The organism is Streptomyces chryseus (assembly GCF_014650755.1).
GTDB classification, from domain to species: domain Bacteria; phylum Actinomycetota; class Actinomycetes; order Streptomycetales; family Streptomycetaceae; genus Streptomyces; species Streptomyces chryseus.
Window position 1 is genome coordinate 34,562 of record NZ_BMVO01000016.1, and the last position, 16,935, is coordinate 51,496.

The window sequence follows — 16,935 nt, forward strand, 5'->3', positions numbered from 1 at the left end:
AACTGCGAAACCCCATTTGACCTGCGATTTTGCTTGGAAATCCAAGTAAATCGAAGAATTCGGGAACAACCACTGGTCACAGCCTTGCGGGCCGCCGGAACAGGGGCACGTTATCCCGGCGACCCACGACACGGGAAGAGTTCTTGTGTGAGGATGACGGCGTGCCCGAAGATGGAAAAATCACCGTATTTCTCGTCGACGACCACGAAGTCGTGCGGCGCGGCGTCCACGAACTGCTCTCCGTCGAGGACGACATCGAGGTGGTCGGCGAGGCCGGCACCGCGGGAGATGCCCTGGTCAGGATCCCTGCGACCCGTCCGGACGTGGCCGTTCTCGACGTACGGCTGCCCGACGGGAGCGGCGTCGAGGTGTGCCGGGAAGTCCGTTCGCTGAATGAGGACATCAAATGCCTGATGCTCACCTCGTTCGCCGACGACGAGGCGCTTTTCGACGCCATCATGGCCGGTGCGTCCGGATACGTCCTCAAGGCCATCCGGGGCAATGAGCTGCTGACGGCCGTACGCGACGTGGCGGCGGGCAAGTCGCTGCTCGACCCGGTGGCGACCGCCCGCGTCCTGGAGCGGCTGCGGTCGGGAAGCGCCGGCGGCAACGGCGGCGCCGGCGACAACCGGCTCGCGAACCTCACCGAGCAGGAGCGCAGGATCCTCGACCTGATCGGCGAGGGCCTGACCAACCGGGCCATCGGTGAGCGGCTGCACCTCGCGGAGAAGACCATCAAGAACTACGTCTCCAGCCTGCTGTCCAAGCTGGGCATGGAGCGCCGCTCGCAGGCCGCCGCGTACGTGGCGCGCAAGCAGGCCGAAGAGAGACGCTGACCACGCGCGTTTCGGGACTTCCGTCCCTTTTGCGGCCCCACCCGGTGACCGACAGTGAGTCGCATGCCCACCGAGGACCTCCGCGCCATCGAACTCCTCCGCCGTGTCCCCTACGGCCGAGTCGCCACCAGCATGCGAGCCCTGCCCTTCCTGGCCGTCGCCCGCCACGTCGTCGTACAGGGCCGCGTGCTGTTGCGCATGCACGCGGGGTTCAACCACCACCAGGCCTGCCACGGCAGCGTGGTCGCGTACGGTGCGGACAACTTCGACCCGCGCGCGCCCGGCGACGGCACCCTGTGGGCGGTCCAGTGCACCGGCACCGCCGAGCTCTTCGAGCCGGACGCCGCCGAACTGGAGCTCTTCGGCCGGGGCCCGCACTCCGTCGACGGCGAGCCCTTCGACCCCGTCTACATGCGCATAGAGCCGCAGCTCGTCACCGCGCACACCCTCAACAGCGCCCCCGAGCGACGGTACGAGCACGCGCTGTGACGCGGTGATCTACCATCTGGCGGGTGCCCCGCTCATCTGTACTCGCCCCTCCGCCGCCCGTCGGCGACCTGCTGCGCCGCTACCGCGACACGGGCGACCCGCTCTCCTGTGAACCCGTGGCCCAGGGCCTGCTCAACCACGGCTACCGCCTCGTCACCACGCGCGGTGACTACTTCCTCAAGCACCACCTCGACGGCGACCGCGACACCATCAGGCGCCAGCACCGCGCCACCCGCCACCTCCAGGCGTTCGGCGTCCCCGTCGCCCCGCCCGTCGAGGACTCCCACGGCGGCACCGTCACCGTCATCGCCGGCCACTGCTACGCCCTGCACCCCTGGGTGGAGGGCCGTCACCGGGACGGCGCCCAGTTGACGACGGTGGAGTCACGGCGCCTGGGCGCCCTGCTGGGGCTCGTGCACACCTGCCTGGACCGGGTCATGGAGGAGGCGGACCGGCGTACGTACGACTGCGCCGACCCCGCCGACACCTACGCGCTGATCGACGAGCTGCTGACACTCGCGCGCGGGCGACGGCCCCGGGACGCCTTCGACGTACTGGCCGAGCACCGCCTGGTGGAGCGGCGCGCGCTCCTGGAGCGGCACGCGCACCGGCGGCCCCCGCCGGTCGCCGAGCCCGCCACCGGCTGGGTGCACGGCGACTTCCATCCGCTGAACCTGCTCTACCGGGGCGCCGAGCCGGCCGCGATCGTCGACTGGGACCGGCTCGCGGTCCAGCCGCGCGCGGAGGAGGCGGTACGGGCCGCCGCGATCTTCTTCGTACGGCCGGACGGCGCGCTGGAGCTGGCGAAGGTACGGGCGTACGCGGCGGCGTACCGGCGGGCGGCCGGGGCCGGGGCGGACGAGGTGGCGGCCGCCGTGCACCGGGTGTGGTGGGAGCGGCTGAACGACTTCTGGATACTGCGCTGGCGCTACCAGCGGCACGACCGAAGGGCCGACCCGCAGTTTCCTGCGGCGTCGGCCCTGGCGGTGTGGTGGACGAAGGAGTACGAGGCGGTGTGCGAGGCCTTCGCCGGGTGAGCGGCGGGGCTCAGGGGGTGGTGCCGCCCGCGTCGGTGCCGCCGGCGTCGGTGCCGCCCGCGTCCGTCCCGCCGGCGTCCGTACCACCCGCGTCGGCGCCGCCGTCGGTCGTGCCGCCGTCGTCCGTGCCGCCGTCGGTCGTGCCACCGTCGTCCGTACCGCCGTCGTCCGTACCGCCGTCGGTGGTGCCACCGTCGGTGGTGCCACCGTCCGTCGTCGTGCCCGGGTCGGTGTGGCTGGGGCTCGACGGCGTGATGCTCGGGGTGTTCGACGGGGGGGTGCTCGGGGCCGTCGACGGGATGTCCGACGGCTTCCAGGTCGGCTGCTGACCACCGGTCGAGGAGGTGCCCGGGTCGGTGCCCGGCGAGGTCTCCTCGTCGTCCGAGGGCTTCTCGGACGGCGTCTTCTCCGGCTTCGGCGAGGACTCGGAGACCTTCGGCGGGGTCTTCTTCTCCTCGGCGCCGTTGCCGCCGGCCTTGTTCACCGCGAAGGCGACACCCGCCGTGATCGCGATGATCGCGAGCACCGCGAAGATCCACATCTTGCCGCGGCCGCCCCGGCTGCCGCCGTTCCCGCCGTCGTACGCCCCGTCGTCCGGGTTCATCGGCGGCAGGATCGCGCCGCCGGCCCGCATCTGCGAGGTGTCGCCGTGGTTCGGGTGACCCATCGCCGTGGTCGGGTAGGTGCCGCCGACCGGGGTGTGGCCGCCGTCGTGCATCTCCACCGGGCCGGTGTTCCACATGCCGGTGTGGCTGCCCTGCTCCTGGAGCATGGACAGGCCGTACTGGACGAGCCCGCGCATCTCCTCCGCGCTCTGGAACCGGTCGTCCGGGTCCTTGGCGAGGGAGCGCATGACGAGCCCGTCGAGCTCGGGCGGGGCCACGTCCGACATCTCGGACGGCGGCACGGGGATGTCCTGGACGTGCTGGTAGACCACCGAGAGAGGCGTCTCACCGGTGAAGGGGGGCCGCAGCGCGAGCAGCTCGTACAGCAGGCAGCCCGTCGCGTACAGGTCGCTGCGGTGGTCGACGGCCTTGCCCAGCGCCTGCTCGGGGGAGAGGTACTGGGGCGTGCCCATGACCATGCCGGTCTGCGTCATCGTCGACTGCGCGCCGTGCAGGGCGCGCGCGATGCCGAAGTCCATGACCTTGACCGCGCCGCTGTGCGTGATGATCACGTTCGCGGGCTTGATGTCGCGGTGCACGATGCCGTGCTGGTGGCTGTAGGCGAGCGCCTCGAGTACGCCGGAGACGATGATCAGCGCCTGCTCGGGGCCCGGGGCCTCGGCGTTCTGGAGCAGCTCGCGGATCGTACGGCCCTCGACGAGCTCCATGACGATGTAGGGGACGACGCTGCCGCCGACCTGGTCCTCGCCGGAGTCGTACACGGCGACCACCGCGTGGTGGTTCAGGCCGGCGACCGACTGTGCCTCACGGGTGAAGCGGGCCTTGGAGGTCGGATCCTCGGCGAGGTCGGAACGCAGCAGCTTCACCGCGACGGTACGGCCGAGCCGTACGTCCTCGGCGGCGAACACTTCCGCCATGCCGCCGCGGCCGAGCCGGTGCGTCAGCCGGTAGCGACCATCGCCGACCAATCCGCCCATACCCCATGATTCCGGGGCGTCCGACACTCCGCCGCCGCTTCCCTCGGGTTCGGGTGCCATCAGTCCTCGCCGTCGTTTCTGTCCGCGCCGCATCCGCGGTCGTCCTCATGGGCCTCAAGGTCTCAAGGCCAGGGCCCCTAGGTGCTCCGCCACGTCACGCTACAGCCTCCGCGCGACGCTCCGGTTCGAGATGGACCGGCCATCAAACCCGTTGCCGATGTACCCGTGCAAATTCCGGACTCAATTCCGGACGCGTGCGGTTCCCGTGCCGCAGCCGGGCTGTAACGCTTCCGCGACGCTTCTTGCGCGTACGGTCACGGAACGGGCATCGCGCTTGACGTGTCAGTGGCCTCGGGCAGACTTGGCCCGTAAATCTTGCGCGAGGGGGAAGCACAGTCATGAGCCAGGACGGCGGACAGGGCCGCTACGCGGGCGGCTCGGTCGCGGGCGGGCGGTACCAGCTGCGCGACCTGCTCGGAGAAGGCGGCATGGCGTCGGTGTACCTCGCGTACGACACCGCCCTCGACCGCCGGGTCGCCATCAAGACGCTGCACACGGAGCTGGGCCGCGAACAGTCGTTCCGCGAGCGCTTCCGGCGCGAGGCGCAGGCGGTCGCCAAGCTGTCCCACACCAACATCGTCTCGGTCTTCGACACCGGTGAGGACGAGCTGGACGGCGCCCTGATGCCGTACATCGTCATGGAGTACGTCGAGGGGCAGCCGCTCGGCTCCGTACTCCAGGCGGACATCACGCGGTACGGCGCGATGCCGACCGACAAAGCGCTGAAGATCACATCGGATGTGCTGGCGGCGCTGGAGACCAGCCACGAGATGGGCCTGGTCCACCGCGACATCAAGCCCGGCAACGTGATGATGAGCAAGCGCGACGTCGTCAAGGTCATGGACTTCGGCATCGCACGGGCCATGCAGTCCGGCGTCACGTCCATGACGCAGACCGGCATGGTCGTCGGCACTCCGCAGTACCTGTCGCCCGAGCAGGCGCTCGGGCGCGGGGTCGACGCGCGCTCCGACCTTTACTCGGTCGGGATCATGCTGTTCCAACTGGTGACGGGGCGGCTGCCGTTCGACGCGGACTCACCGCTCGCCATCGCGTACGCGCACGTCCAGGAGGAGCCGGTGGCTCCTTCCTCGATCAACCGGTCCGTGCCGCCGGCGGTCGACGCCCTGGTGGCTCGGGCGCTGAAGAAGAACCCGAACGAGCGCTTCCCGAGCGCCGAGGCGATGCGCGACGAGTGCGCTCGGGTCATGGGGTCGGGCCAGGGGGGCGCCGCACCGGTGATCATCGCGGGCGGTCCGTCGCAGAGCGGGGCCGGGGTCGGCTCCGCCGTCTTCCCGCCGGTCGACCAGACGGGCTACCCGCAGAGCGGCAGCGTCCAGACGCCGTACCAGCCCTCCACGCCGCCGCCGGGCCCGTACACGCCCGCTCCCGGCCCGGGCCCCGGGCCCGGTCAGTCGGGTTACGGCTACCCGACGCCCGCGCCGTACGCGACGCACGGGATGCAGCATCAGGGCGGGCAGCACCAGGGTGGCCAGTACCCGGGCGGTCAGCACCAGGGTGGGCACACGCCGCCGCCGTACACGATGTCGCCCCAGGGCGCGCCGAACTCCGGTGGCGGGGGCGGCCGGAACATGCCGGTGCTCGTGGGCGCGATCGTGGTCGTACTGCTCGCGATCGGCGGGGTGGTGACGGCCCTCTCGCTCAAGGAGGACCCGCCGGCGGAGAACACCGGCACCGACGACCCCTCGCAGAGCCAGGCGGCGGCGAAGCCCGGCTACCGGGGCCCGGACCGTACCCGGACCATGAAGACCACCGACTGCTCGCCCGGCAGGGAGTCGTTGACGGACCCGGAGAAGGTCGCCGTGCCGAGCTTCCTCTACAAGGACATCCTCTCGGTCAAGGCGTGCCTCCAGGCGGCCGGGTGGAAGATCAAGGAGAGCAGGGTCGACAACGCCACCTGGGGTAAGGATCTAGTCGTCAACCAGTTCCCCAAGGCCGGCTCGGACGTGGACGAGGACGACGCCACGATCGAGGTCGAGATCTCGACCGGCAACCCGCCCACGGACTAGGCCGAACGGCCGCGCGGGCCGGTTCGGACGCGCGAAGGGGCCCGGTGCGCCGCAGGGCGCACGGGCCCCTTTCGTGTGACCTGGGGTGCCGGACATGTTGCGGCATGTGACGCTGAGCCTGTTGTTCCCAGTGGTCCGGATCACATCGTGTCCGGCGCGTTCGGCTCAGGAGGCAAGGCCCATGGCTGTCCGGTTCGCGGCGGTGGGGGTGGCCGCACTGCTGGCACTGCCGGCACTGCCGGCCTCGGGGGCGTACGCCGACGAGCGCCCCCCGGGGCCGCCGGACGTGTCCGCGCCCTCGGCGACGACTCCCCCGGGTGACGGCGCGGAGCGCGATCTGCTGCCGGGCGTCGCGGCGCCGGACCGGCCCGAGCGGCCCGAGCGGCCCGCCGCCTCCGCCGCCTCGCCCGCCGAGAGCCTCGCGGGCCGGCCGGCCGGGGAGGGACGCAGGCGGCCGGGGCGGCCCCCGGCCCGGAGCGCTGATCCGGGCGGGGACAAGGAGGGCCACGAGAAGGCGTCGCCGAGCGCCGACGCGAGTCCGTCGGGCAGCCCGCGGGTCTCGCCGAGTGCTTCCGCGTCCGGCTCCGCCTCCGCGTCGGCGAGTTCCTCGGCCGCCCCCCGCGAGTCGTACGCGCCCGAGTCGTGGGACGTACACGAGGAGGCCCTCGACGAGGCCGGCCAGGAACCCGCCGCTCCGCCCTCCGACCGGCCGCCGGGCGCCGCGCCCGAGGGGTCCGAGCAGGTCGTGGCGCAGTCCGACCCGCTGGGCGTCCATGTGCTGCCACTGGGCGCCGGGCTGACGTTGATGGGGCTGGGGCTCGGGTTCCTCGGGCTCCGGCTGCGCCGCGGCTGACCGGTCGTACGGGGGCGTCCCCCTCAGGACCTACGCGTGAAGTCCTTCTCAGGGCGGTTGGCCAGGCACCGGCATACTCGGTATACATACTCGGTATGTCGATCCGTCACGGGCTGCTGGCCCTCCTTGAGCACGGGCCCCGGTACGGCTCCCAGTTGCGCACCGAGTTCGAGTCGCGCACCGGCGCCACCTGGCCCCTCAACGTCGGCCAGGTCTACACGACCCTGGGCCGCCTCGAGCGCGACGGCATGGTCGTCCAGGACGGCGAGGACGGTGCGGGCCACGCGCTCTACGCCATCACGGACGCCGGGCGGGGCGAACTCCGGAGCTGGTTCGGGCGCCCCGTGGACCGGGCCAGTCCGCCCCGCGACGAGCTGGCCATCAAGCTCGCCATGGCCGTCGGCGCCCCGGGCGTCGACATCCGGGCCGTCATCCAGGCCCAGCGTCACGCGACCCTGCGGGCCATGCAGGACTACACGCGTCTGAAGGCCCAGGCCCTCGTCGCGGTCGAGGGCGCGGACGGCGAGAAGGCGCGCGACGACGTCGCCTGGCTGCTCGTCCTGGAGCAGCTGATCTTCCAGACCGAGGCCGAGGCGCGCTGGCTCGACCACTCCGAGTCCCGGCTCGCCCGGCTCTCCGCGGCGGCCGCGCGCAGGGCCAAGAACGCTACGCCGGCCGTCACACCCGGCACGGCGGACGCCCAGAGCCCGGCCGTCACCGAAGCCACCGGCGCCCGCGCCGCCCGCACCACTACCACCGACCACGGAACCGGTCGTACCACCACAGACCACGGAACCGCTCGTACCACCACCGACCACGGAACCGCTCGTACCACTTCCGCAGCTCGCAGCGCCCGGCGATAAGCCCGCGTCGCACGACCATCCCGTCCCAGGGGGGACCTCTTCATGCCTGAAGCCATGCCCGGATCCATGCCTCACGAGTCACACGAGGCGCACCAGTCACAACCGTCGCAGCAGCCGGTGCTCCAGCTCGAACAGCTGACCCGCGTCCACGGCAGCGGCGCCACCGAAGTGCACGCCCTGCGCGGCGTCGACCTCTCCGTCTTCCCCGGCGAACTCGTCGCCGTCATGGGACCGTCCGGCTCGGGCAAGTCCACCCTGCTGACCATCGCGGGCGGCCTCGACAGCCCCACCTCGGGCCGCGTCGTCGTCGAAGGCACCGACATCACGACCGTCGGCCGCAAGGAACTCGCCGCCCTGCGCCGCCGCAGCATCGGCTACGTCTTCCAGGACTACAACCTCATACCGGCCCTGACCGCCGCCGAGAACGTCGCTCTGCCCCGCGAACTGGACGGCGTATCGGCCCGCAAGGCCCGCGTCACCGCCGTCGCCGCGCTGGAGGAGATGGGCCTCGGCCAGCTCGCCGACCGCTTCCCCGACGAGATGTCCGGCGGCCAGCAGCAGCGCGTGGCCATCGCCCGCGCCCTGGTGGGCGACCGCCGCCTCGTCCTCGCCGACGAGCCGACCGGCGCCCTGGACTCCGAGACGGGCGAGTCCGTACTCGCGCTGCTGCGCGCCCGCTGCGACGCCGGCGCCGCCGGCATCCTCGTCACCCACGAGCCGCGCTTCGCCGCCTGGGCCGACCGGGTCGTCTTCCTGCGGGACGGTTCCGTCGTCGACGAGACCCTGCGCAGCCAGGCCGACTCCCTGCTCTCCGGGCAGGCGGCCGCACAGTGAACCGCTGGTACCACTCATGGGTGGCCGCGGTGCGCATCGCCCGCCGCGACGCCTGGCGCTTCAAGGGCCGCAGCGCCCTCGTCCTCGCCATGATCGCCCTGCCGATCCTCGGCGTGAGCGCCGTCGACCTGACCCTGCGCAGCGCCGAGCTGTCCACCGGCCAGCAGATGGACCGCGACCTGGGCGCGGCCGACGCCCGGATGAGCGACCCGGGCATGGGCGGCGTGCCGATCCACCAGGCGCCCGACGGCATCAGCACCGCGCCGGCGAAGGACTTCGGCGAGAACGACCCGTGGCCCGAGGGCGCCGGTGACGTCCCTGCCGCCTTCCCGGCGGGCGCCAGGACGCTCAAGGACGCGAGCGGCAGCGGCAAGCTCCGTACCGGGCACGGCCTGCTCAACACCGTGATCCACGAGATCGACGCGACCGACCCGATGACCAGGGGCATGATGACCCTGGACCGGGGCCGGTTCCCCGAGAAGGCCGGCGAGATCGCCGCCACCACGCACTTCCTGGAGTCCGGCGGCCTGGAGATCGGCTCGACGGTCGCCGCCCGGGGGCTCGCCACCGAGTACCGGATCGTCGGCTCGTACGAACTCCCCGACTCGCTCAAGGCCGACGAGGTCCTCGCCCCGCCCGGCACGTTCCTCGCGCCCCTCGACAAGGCGCTGAAGGCCGACGACCTCCCCGGCACGGAGACCAGCGCCACCTACCTGGTCTCCGTCGGCGGAGACGGTTTCACGTGGAACATGGTCCAGAAGGCGAACAGCCAGGGCGTCGCCGTCGTCTCGCGCGCCGTCGCCCTCGACCCGCCCGCCGACTCCGAGGTGCCGCTCTACCAGAAGGACGGCTGGGGAGGCGAGTACGGGCAGAGCGCGGCGTCCGACGCTGCGGCGCTCGCCGTCGTCGCCACCGTGGTCGGTCTCGCCATGCTGGAGATCTGCCTGCTGGCCGGCCCCGCGTTCGCGGTCGGCGCCCGGCGCTCCGCCCGCCAGCTCGGCCTCGTCGGCGCCAACGGCGGCGACCGCCGCCACATCCGCGCCATCGTGCTCTCCGGCGGCCTGGTCATCGGCGTCGCCGCGGCCGTCGTGGGCACCGCGCTCGGCCTGCTCCTCACCTTCGCGCTGCGGCCACTGCTCGAGGACTACATGGGCAAGCGGTTCGGCAGCTTCGACATCCGGCCCCTGGAGCTGCTCGGTATCGGCGCGCTCGCCGTGCTCACCGGCCTGCTCGCCGCGATCGTTCCGGCCATCACCTCGTCCCGGCAGTCCGTGCTCGCCTCGCTGACCGGCCGCCGCGGGGTCCGCCGCTCCAGCCGCGTCCTGCCCGTCATCGGCCTGATCGCGGCCGGCCTGGGCATCACCATCACCCTGTACGGCGCGAGCGCCAGCGACAACGTCACCGTCGTCGCGGGCGGCAGCGCCCTCGCCGAACTGGGCATCGTCGCGCTCACCCCCGCCCTGGTCGGCCTCTTCGGCCGCCTCGGCAGGTGGCTGCCGCTGTCGCCGCGCCTCGCCCTGCGCGACGCCGTCCGCAACCGGGGCCGTACGGCCCCCGCCGTCGCCGCCGTGCTCGCGGCCGTCGCGGGCACCGTCGCGGTGGCGACGTACACGGCCAGCGACGACGTCCAGCAGCGCGCGGAGTACAGCGCGCGGCTCCCGTACGGCGTGGTGTCGGTGATGAACGGCGAGGGCGGCGGCCGCGACGTGCCGGACATCCGCGCGGCCGTCCAGAAGCACTTCCCCGTGGACGAGCGCGCCGACGTCGCCCGCGTCGCCGTGGGCAACGCCAACTGCCTGCCGTACAGCGATGCCAAGGGCTGCGGCCGGTACGAGATCTTCACGCCCGAGAAGAACCGCTGCGCCCTGTGGACGCAGGACAGGCCCGGCGTCGAGCAGCTCACCCCCGCCGAGCGGCGCAAGCTGTCCAAGGACTGGCGCTGCGAGGAGGACGGCCAGTACGCCGAGTACGACGTCCTCGTGGCCGACGAGAAGCTGCTGTCGGTCCTCGCGGTCGACGACCCGGCCGCCGTCGATGCCCTCAAGAACGGCAAGGCGGTCTCCTTCGACCGGCGCAACATCGAGAACGGGAAGATCGGCATCAAGCTGATCACCGACACCGACAAGGCCGATCTGATGGCGCAGAAGGGCAAAGACGCCCCCGGCGAGATCAAGTCCTTCCCCGTCCACCAGGTCGCGAAGTCGGCCGAAGGCTACGGAGTCAAGGTCGTCCTGCCCGCCGGCGCCGCGAAGGAAGCGGGGCTCATCACCGCCCCGGTCGGCGCGTACTTCTCGACCGACGCCCTGCCGGACAGCACCCAGCAGCAGAAGCTCGAAGCGGCCCTCGACACCCTGGGCACCGACGGCGGCCTGTACGTCGAGAAGGGGTACACCAGCGACAACAGCATCGAGCTGCTGGCCCTGGCCGTCTTCGCCGGGCTCGTCACCATCGGCGCGGCGGGCATCGCCACGGGCCTCGCCCAGACCGACGCCGAGCCCGATCTGAAGACCCTCGCCGCCGTCGGCGCGCCCCCGCGGGTGCGCAGGACGCTGAGCGGTTTCCAGTGCGGGGTGGTCGCCGCGATGGGCGTGGCGCTCGGCTCGGCGGCGGGCGTCCTCCCCGCCATCGGGCTGCGGCTGACCGAGGAACGCCAGCAGCTCAAGTGGTACGAGGAGGCCGTGGCCGACGGCATGGGCGGCATGAGCGAGGTGCCGTACGTCCCGATCGTCGTCCCGTGGGAGACCCTCGCGGCGCTGCTCGTCGCCGTACCCGTGGGCGCGGCGCTGCTGGCCGCGCTGGTGACCCGTTCCCGCACCGCCGTGGCGCGGCGCGCGGCGGGCTGAGCACGGCGGTTGCTTCCCGTGCCCCCGTACAGGGTGGATCACCCCTGTACGGGGGCACACCGTGTGGTGAAGCACGTGTACGAGAGAATGGCCGCATGGAGATGCCGAGGAGTGAACGGTCGCAGGAGAGCCCCCACGTCCTGGTCGTAGGACAGGACGGAATGGCTCTCGGCGGCGCGGACGACGAGTCTCGCGAGGTGCCGGTGACGGAGATGGTCGAACAGCCCGCAAAGGTCATGCGCATCGGCAGCATGATCAAGCAACTCCTGGAGGAAGTACGGGCGGCTCCTCTCGACGAGGCGAGCCGGGTACGGCTGAAGGACATCCACGCCAGCTCGGTCAAGGAGCTCGAAGACGGGCTGGCGCCCGAGCTCGTCGAGGAACTGGAGCGGCTCTCCCTGCCGTTCACGGACGAGGCGATCCCCTCCGAGGCGGAACTGCGGATCGCGCAGGCCCAGTTGGTGGGGTGGCTCGAAGGCCTCTTCCACGGCATCCAGACGGCCCTGTTCGCCCAGCAGATGGCGGCACGTGCGCAGCTGGAGCAGATGCGGCGCGCGCTCCCGCCCGGCTCGGGGCACGACGAAGACGGCCAGGAGGACGGCCACGGGCCGGTGCGCTCGGGCCCGTACCTCTAGGTTCCGACCGGCCTCGGGTGGGGATCGACCGCGGATCCCGACCGCGCGTCACCGGGTCGCCGACGCCGGATCGCGCCGAGCGCCGTAACGCGGGAGGCCCGCACCGCCAGGACGGCGGTGCGGGCCTTCTCCGCGTACGTCGAGCCGGCGCTCAGCCCGTCGTCAGCAGGATCTTGCCGACGTGCGCGCCCGCCTCCAGCGCCCGATGGGCCTCCGCCGCCTCCGCCATCGGCACGACGCGGTCCACGACCGGGCGCACCCGGCCGGCGGTGATCAGCGGCCACACGTGCTCCCGCACCGCCGCGACGATCGCCGCCTTCTCGCCGAGCGGACGCGCCCGCAGCGTCGTCGCCGTGATCGCGGCGCGCTTCTTCATCAGGGCGCTCAGGTTCACCTCGCCCTTCACACCCCCCTGCATACCGATGATCGCGAGGCGGCCGTTGACGGCGAGCGCCTTCACGTTCCGGTCCAGGTACTTGGCCCCGATGATGTCCAGGATGACGTCCGCGCCGGCCCCGTCGGTGGCCTTGCGCAGCTCCTGTACGAAGTCCTGCTCGCGGTAGTCGATGAGGATGTCCGCGCCGAGCTCCGCGCACCGCGCCAGCTTCTCCGGGCCGCCGGCCGTGACCGCGACCCGCGCGCCGACCGCCTTGGCGAGCTGGATCGCCATGGTGCCGATGCCGCTCGCGCCGCCGTGCAGCAGCAGCGTCTCGCCCGGCCGCAGGTGAGCGATCATGAAGACGTTCGACCAGACCGTCGAGGTGGTCTCGGGCAGGGACGCCGCCGTGACGAGGTCCATGCCGGGGGGCACGGGCAGCAGCTGCCCGGCCGGTACGGCGACCTTCTCGGCGTACCCGCCGCCGGTCAGCAGCGCGCACACCTCGTCGCCCACGGACCAGCCCGAGACCCCCGGCCCGAGCGCGGCGATCCGGCCCGCGCATTCGAGACCGGGGTACGGGGAGGCGCCGGGCGGCGGGTCGTAGAAGCCCTGGCGTTGCAGCAGGTCGGCGCGGTTGACGGCGCTCGCGACGACCTCGACGAGGACCTCGCCCTCGCCGGGTACGGGCTCGGGGACCTCCGCCCATACGAGCGCCTCGGGGCCACCGGGTTCAGGGATCGTGATCGCATACATGGCCGCGAGGCTACTCCGCAGCGGAGCGAACCACTCCGGCCGCCCGGTCACTCCGCCCGAATCGGTCCCGGCAGCACCGGGCGGCGGTCACCGGCCCGGCGTCGCCGCAAGGTGCGTACTGCGGCGGCGGCCGGGCCAAGGCCACCGGCCCGGACTCGCCGAAGGGCGCTCACCGCGGTCCCCGGCGGCGCCGGACGGCGCTCACTCCGGCGACGTCACCCGCATGTCCCCCGCGCTCGTGGCGCCCGGCGAGGCCCGCACGATGGTGATCACCCGGTCCGTCAGCTGGAGCGGGCTGGCCTCGGGGTCGTCGTACCCGAGCAGCCGGTGTCCGCGCAGCACGCTGACCACCAGATCCTCGGTCTCCCGCACGTTCAGTCCCACCTCGGCCTTTATCACCGGCCGCTCGATGAGATCCAGGCCGCTGCCCTGCTGGATCAGGTCCTCCATCACCGTGCCGGCGCTCGGGCTGAGCACGGACAGGCCGAGGAGGCGCCCGGCGGCGCTGGCGCTGGTGATGACGGCGTCCGCGCCCGACTGGCGCAGCAGCGGCGCGTTCTCCTCCTCACGGACCGCGGCGACGATCTTCGCGCCCCGGTTGAGCTGCCGTGCGGTGAGCGTGACCAGGACCGCCGTGTCGTCGCGCTGGGTCGCGATGACGATCTGGCGGGCCCGGTGGACCTCCGCGCGCAGCAGCACATCGCTGCGGGTCGCGTCGCCCAGGACTCCCGTGAACCCGTCGGCGTTGGCCGCTTCGACGACCGCCGCGCTCGGGTCGACGATCACGATCTGCTCTTTCCTGAGCCCCGTGGCGGCCAGGGTCTGGATCGCGGAACGCCCCTTGGTGCCGAATCCGACGATGACGGTGTGGTCGCGCAAGTGGGCCCTCCAGCGGTTCAGCCGCCACTCCTCCCGGGTCCGCTCCGTGAGGACCTCGAGAGTGGTGCCGACCAGGATGATGAGAAAGAGCACGCGCAGCGGCGTCACCAGCAGCACGTTGGTGAGCCTGGCGCTGTCGCTGTGCGGCACGATGTCGCCGTAACCGGTCGTGGACAGCGTCACGGTGGAGTAGTAGACGGCGTCGAGGAAGTCAAGGTTCTCGTCGGCGTTGTCGTGGTAGCCGGAGCGGTCGATGTAGACGATGAGCACCGTCAGCACCAGGACCGCCAGCGCCATCAGCAGCCGCTTGCCGACCTGACGCAGCGGGCGGTCGACGACTCGGCGCGGCAGTTTGATCCGAGCCGTGACGAGGTGCTCGTCGGCGTGCCTGGCCATCGCGTCTTGGCCGGGAAGTTTCACGTGAAACGTCCTTCTGTCCAGGGCAGTTCGAGGATGTCGAGGTCCTGGCCGGCCCGTGCGCCGCCGGGCGGGACGACGGCCAGAGCGTCGGCGGCGGCGATGCCACGGAGCATGGCCGGGCCGTTGTAGTGCAGGGGCACGGCCTGTTCCGGTCCGTTCCCGTCCGCACCGCCCGCGCGGTGGACGACGGGAACGAGCCGGGTGTCGTGCGGGTGACCGTTCACCGCGTCCCGTACGGGCGAGGAGTACGGCGCGAGAGCCGGCCGCTGGGCACGGGCCCGCAGCAGCGGCTCGGCGAGGGTCAGCAGGCCGGACACCGCCGCGAGCGGATTGCCGGGCAGGCCGACCAGGTACCGGCCCTCGGCGCCCCCGCCGAGGCGCGCCAGCAGCATCGGGTGACCCGGCCGCACCGCGACGCCGTCGACGAGCAGTTCGGCGCCGGCCCTGCGCAGGATCGGGTGGACGTGGTCGACAGGACCGGCCGCCGTGCCGCCCGTGGTGACGACGAGGTCGGCCTCGGAGGCGGTGACGGCCCGGTGGAGCGCGTCGGCGTCGTCGCCGAGGTGGCGGGTGGCGAGCACCTCGGCGCCCAGGGCGCGCAGCCAGGGGGCCAGGAGAGGGCCGAGGGCGTCGCGGACCATCCCGTCGTGCGGCAGCCCCTCGTCCAGCAGCTCGTCGCCCAGGACGAGCACCTCGACGCGGGGCCGGGGTACGACGTCCAGCTCGTCGTACCCGGCGGCCGCCGCGAGGCCGAGCACGGCGGGCGACACGAGGGCCCCGGCCGGCAGCAACTGGTCGCCGGTACGGCACTCCTGGCCGCGCGGGCGGATGTCCTGCCCCTGGACGACCTCACGGCGCGCGTACAGCCGCGCCTGTGCCTCGTCCAGCCGGGCGTGTTCACTGCGGATCACGGCGGTGGCGTCGGGCGGGACACGGGCACCGGTGGCGATGCGTACGGCCGCGCCTTCGGCCAGCGCTCCGGGAGCGGCGTGCCCGGCCAGCACCTGACCGCCTTGGCCGACGCTCCACCAAGGCCCCGGCCCGGCGACCGCCCAGCCGTCCATGGCGGACGTGTCGAAGGACGGCAGGTCGGTGAGGGCGCGCAGGGGCTCCGCGAGCACCTGCCCGAGAGCCTGCGCGAGCGCCACCCGCCGCGTGCGGGGCGCGCCCTCGCCACCGGCCCGGGCGGCGACCGCCCGCGCCTCGCGCCACGGCGTGGCCCGGGTACGGGCCGGGGGCGCGGACGAAGTGGCCGCCGGTCCGGTCCCGCCGGTCTCGCCACCGCCCCGATCCGGCTCGGCACCGGGACCCGCCGCGTGGGGCGCGTGCGCCTGCGCTGCCGGTCCCCTCGCCTCTGTCGCCCGGCTGACGAGGGCGAGCGCCTCGTCGACCTCGCGGTCCTCCTGGCTCACCCGGCGCCGTCTTCCGCGCGGGGCCCCGGGCCCTCGCCCGTGGCCACGCCCTTGGCCTCCTCCTCCGCCTCGGCGGCCCAACGGGCGGCCAGAGCGGCGGCCTTGCGGGCCGCTTCGGCGACGGCGTCCGGTCCGTTGCCGCCCGCCCGCGCCGCCGCGTAGCCGACCAGAAACGTGGTGAGCGGCGCTGCGGGCCTGGCGACCCCGTGCGCGGCGTCGCGGGCGAGGTCGAGCAGGACGTTGATGTCGACATCGAGCTCGATGCCGAGTTCGTCCTTGACTGCGGTCATCCATTCATCCAGCACGTGCCCATGCTCCCTGATCCTCGACCGGGCGGCGGCAATGTCTTCCCAGGTGTCGCAGTCGAAGGAGTCGAGCGGCCCGGCGCTCACGCGCGTCAGGGCGAGTTCGTGAGTGAGCAGCCGCAGCGGCAGTCCCGCGAGACCTCCGTGCTCGGTGGCGAGGAGGGCCAGCTCACGGCGCAGAGGCTCGGCGCGGTAGGCGGCGACCAACGGCTGGTCCCGCCCGTCCGCGTCCACGAGCAGCGCCGCTTCCCCGCCATCGCCCGCCAGGGCGTCGAGCAGGCGCCGCACCGTCGCACGCCGGACGAACGGCAGATCGGCGGAGAGTACGAGCACGCTCTCGGCGGTGGTGCGCCGCACCCCCGCGTCGAGCGCGGCCAGCGGCCCGGCCCCGGCCGGCTCCTCCCGCGCCCACTCGACGGCGTGCACGGTCGCCCGGCGCCCGCCGACGACGACGGTCGTACCGGCTCCGCCGCACACGCCCAGTACCCGGTCGAGCAGTGTCCGCCCGCCCACGCGCACACCGGGCTTGTCCACCCCACCGAGCCGCTTGGCGGCCCCTCCGGCAAGCACGATGGCGTCGTACGCGGTCGTGGTCATGCCCCGAGTATGCGGGGCGGGCCTCGCTCTGCCCCACCCCGCCCCCGCCCACCGCACCGGAGCCCCGCCCGTCGCGTGACGGGCGGGGCTCCGGTGCGGCACGAGCCCGG

Annotated in this window: 14 protein-coding genes; 9 read left to right on the top strand and 5 right to left on the bottom strand. The window is 72.9% G+C overall.

What is annotated here, in order from left to right:
• Positions 1-161 precede the first annotated feature (161 nt).
• The 3 genes from IE185_RS22250 to IE185_RS22260 all read left to right on the top strand — a co-directional run bounded on the left by IE185_RS22250 (position 162) and on the right by IE185_RS22260 (position 2,362).
• Entirely contained in the window at positions 162-836 is a 675-nt protein-coding gene (locus IE185_RS22250) for a response regulator (protein WP_138896186.1), read from the top strand.
• A gap of 63 nt (positions 837-899) precedes the next feature.
• On the top strand, positions 900-1,325 hold the full coding sequence (locus IE185_RS22255; RefSeq protein ID WP_138896185.1) for a pyridoxamine 5'-phosphate oxidase family protein: 426 nt from the start codon (positions 900-902) through the stop codon (positions 1,323-1,325).
• A gap of 23 nt (positions 1,326-1,348) precedes the next feature.
• Positions 1,349-2,362, top strand: a complete 1,014-nt coding sequence (locus IE185_RS22260) for a phosphotransferase (RefSeq protein WP_138896184.1) — start codon at positions 1,349-1,351, stop codon at positions 2,360-2,362.
• Between the two features lie 10 nt (positions 2,363-2,372).
• Here IE185_RS22260 and IE185_RS22265 read toward each other — a convergent pair whose 3' ends face one another.
• On the bottom strand, positions 2,373-4,025 hold the full coding sequence (locus IE185_RS22265) for a protein kinase domain-containing protein (RefSeq protein ID WP_189715827.1): 1,653 nt from the start codon (positions 4,023-4,025) through the stop codon (positions 2,373-2,375).
• Between the two features lie 338 nt (positions 4,026-4,363).
• Here IE185_RS22265 and IE185_RS22270 point away from each other — a divergent pair, with 338 nt between their 5' ends.
• The 6 genes from IE185_RS22270 to IE185_RS22295 all read left to right on the top strand — a co-directional run bounded on the left by IE185_RS22270 (position 4,364) and on the right by IE185_RS22295 (position 12,080).
• Positions 4,364-6,052: a protein kinase domain-containing protein gene (locus IE185_RS22270; RefSeq protein WP_138895892.1), complete on the top strand. Its 1,689-nt coding sequence runs from the start codon at positions 4,364-4,366 to the stop codon at positions 6,050-6,052.
• A 181-nt stretch (positions 6,053-6,233) separates the two neighbouring features.
• Complete coding sequence (locus IE185_RS22275; protein WP_138895893.1) at positions 6,234-6,905, top strand: hypothetical protein; 672 nt, start codon at positions 6,234-6,236, stop codon at positions 6,903-6,905.
• 95 nt (positions 6,906-7,000) lie between these two features.
• On the top strand, positions 7,001-7,768 hold the full coding sequence (locus IE185_RS22280; RefSeq protein WP_211362567.1) for a PadR family transcriptional regulator: 768 nt from the start codon (positions 7,001-7,003) through the stop codon (positions 7,766-7,768).
• 66 nt (positions 7,769-7,834) lie between these two features.
• Complete coding sequence (locus IE185_RS22285) at positions 7,835-8,602, top strand: ABC transporter ATP-binding protein (protein WP_189715829.1); 768 nt, start codon at positions 7,835-7,837, stop codon at positions 8,600-8,602.
• Positions 8,599-11,445, top strand: coding sequence for an FtsX-like permease family protein (locus IE185_RS22290; RefSeq protein ID WP_138895895.1), 2,847 nt, complete (start codon positions 8,599-8,601; stop codon positions 11,443-11,445). Before IE185_RS22285 ends, IE185_RS22290 begins: the two co-directional genes overlap by 4 nt.
• Before the next feature lie 95 nt (positions 11,446-11,540).
• Positions 11,541-12,080: a bacterial proteasome activator family protein gene (locus IE185_RS22295; protein ID WP_138895896.1), complete on the top strand. Its 540-nt coding sequence runs from the start codon at positions 11,541-11,543 to the stop codon at positions 12,078-12,080.
• 151 nt (positions 12,081-12,231) lie between these two features.
• Here IE185_RS22295 and IE185_RS22300 read toward each other — a convergent pair whose 3' ends face one another.
• From IE185_RS22300 to IE185_RS22315, 4 genes are all read right to left on the bottom strand, one after another.
• The gene (locus IE185_RS22300) at positions 12,232-13,212 is read right to left on the bottom strand and encodes an NAD(P)H-quinone oxidoreductase (protein WP_138895897.1); all 981 of its coding nucleotides are present in this window, start codon (positions 13,210-13,212) and stop codon (positions 12,232-12,234) included.
• Between the two features lie 201 nt (positions 13,213-13,413).
• A complete protein-coding gene (locus tag IE185_RS22305) occupies positions 13,414-14,487 on the bottom strand; it encodes a potassium channel family protein (RefSeq protein ID WP_138895900.1) in 1,074 nt (357 codons plus the stop codon).
• Between the two features lie 20 nt (positions 14,488-14,507).
• Entirely contained in the window at positions 14,508-15,923 is a 1,416-nt protein-coding gene (locus tag IE185_RS22310) for a molybdopterin molybdotransferase MoeA (RefSeq protein WP_229843635.1), read from the bottom strand.
• Positions 15,920-16,825 carry an NTP transferase domain-containing protein gene (locus IE185_RS22315; protein ID WP_138895899.1) on the bottom strand — a complete coding sequence of 302 codons (906 nt, stop codon included), beginning with the start codon at positions 16,823-16,825 and terminating at the stop codon, positions 15,920-15,922. The genes IE185_RS22310 and IE185_RS22315 overlap by 4 nt, the downstream gene beginning before the upstream one ends.
• Positions 16,826-16,935 lie beyond the last annotated feature (110 nt).

Coding starts and splice junctions, on each gene's coding strand:
- IE185_RS22255 (WP_138896185.1), top strand. CDS start 900: ATGCCCACCGAGGACCTCCGCGCCATCGAACTCCTCCGCCGTGTCCCC.
- IE185_RS22265 (WP_189715827.1), bottom strand. CDS start 4,025: ATGGCACCCGAACCCGAGGGAAGCGGCGGCGGAGTGTCGGACGCCCCG.
- IE185_RS22270 (WP_138895892.1), top strand. CDS start 4,364: ATGAGCCAGGACGGCGGACAGGGCCGCTACGCGGGCGGCTCGGTCGCG.
- IE185_RS22275 (WP_138895893.1), top strand. CDS start 6,234: ATGGCTGTCCGGTTCGCGGCGGTGGGGGTGGCCGCACTGCTGGCACTG.
- IE185_RS22280 (WP_211362567.1), top strand. CDS start 7,001: ATGTCGATCCGTCACGGGCTGCTGGCCCTCCTTGAGCACGGGCCCCGG.
- IE185_RS22285 (WP_189715829.1), top strand. CDS start 7,835: ATGCCTCACGAGTCACACGAGGCGCACCAGTCACAACCGTCGCAGCAG.
- IE185_RS22295 (WP_138895896.1), top strand. CDS start 11,541: ATGGAGATGCCGAGGAGTGAACGGTCGCAGGAGAGCCCCCACGTCCTG.
- IE185_RS22300 (WP_138895897.1), bottom strand. CDS start 13,212: ATGTATGCGATCACGATCCCTGAACCCGGTGGCCCCGAGGCGCTCGTA.
- IE185_RS22305 (WP_138895900.1), bottom strand. CDS start 14,487: ATGGCCAGGCACGCCGACGAGCACCTCGTCACGGCTCGGATCAAACTG.
- IE185_RS22315 (WP_138895899.1), bottom strand. CDS start 16,825: ATGACCACGACCGCGTACGACGCCATCGTGCTTGCCGGAGGGGCCGCC.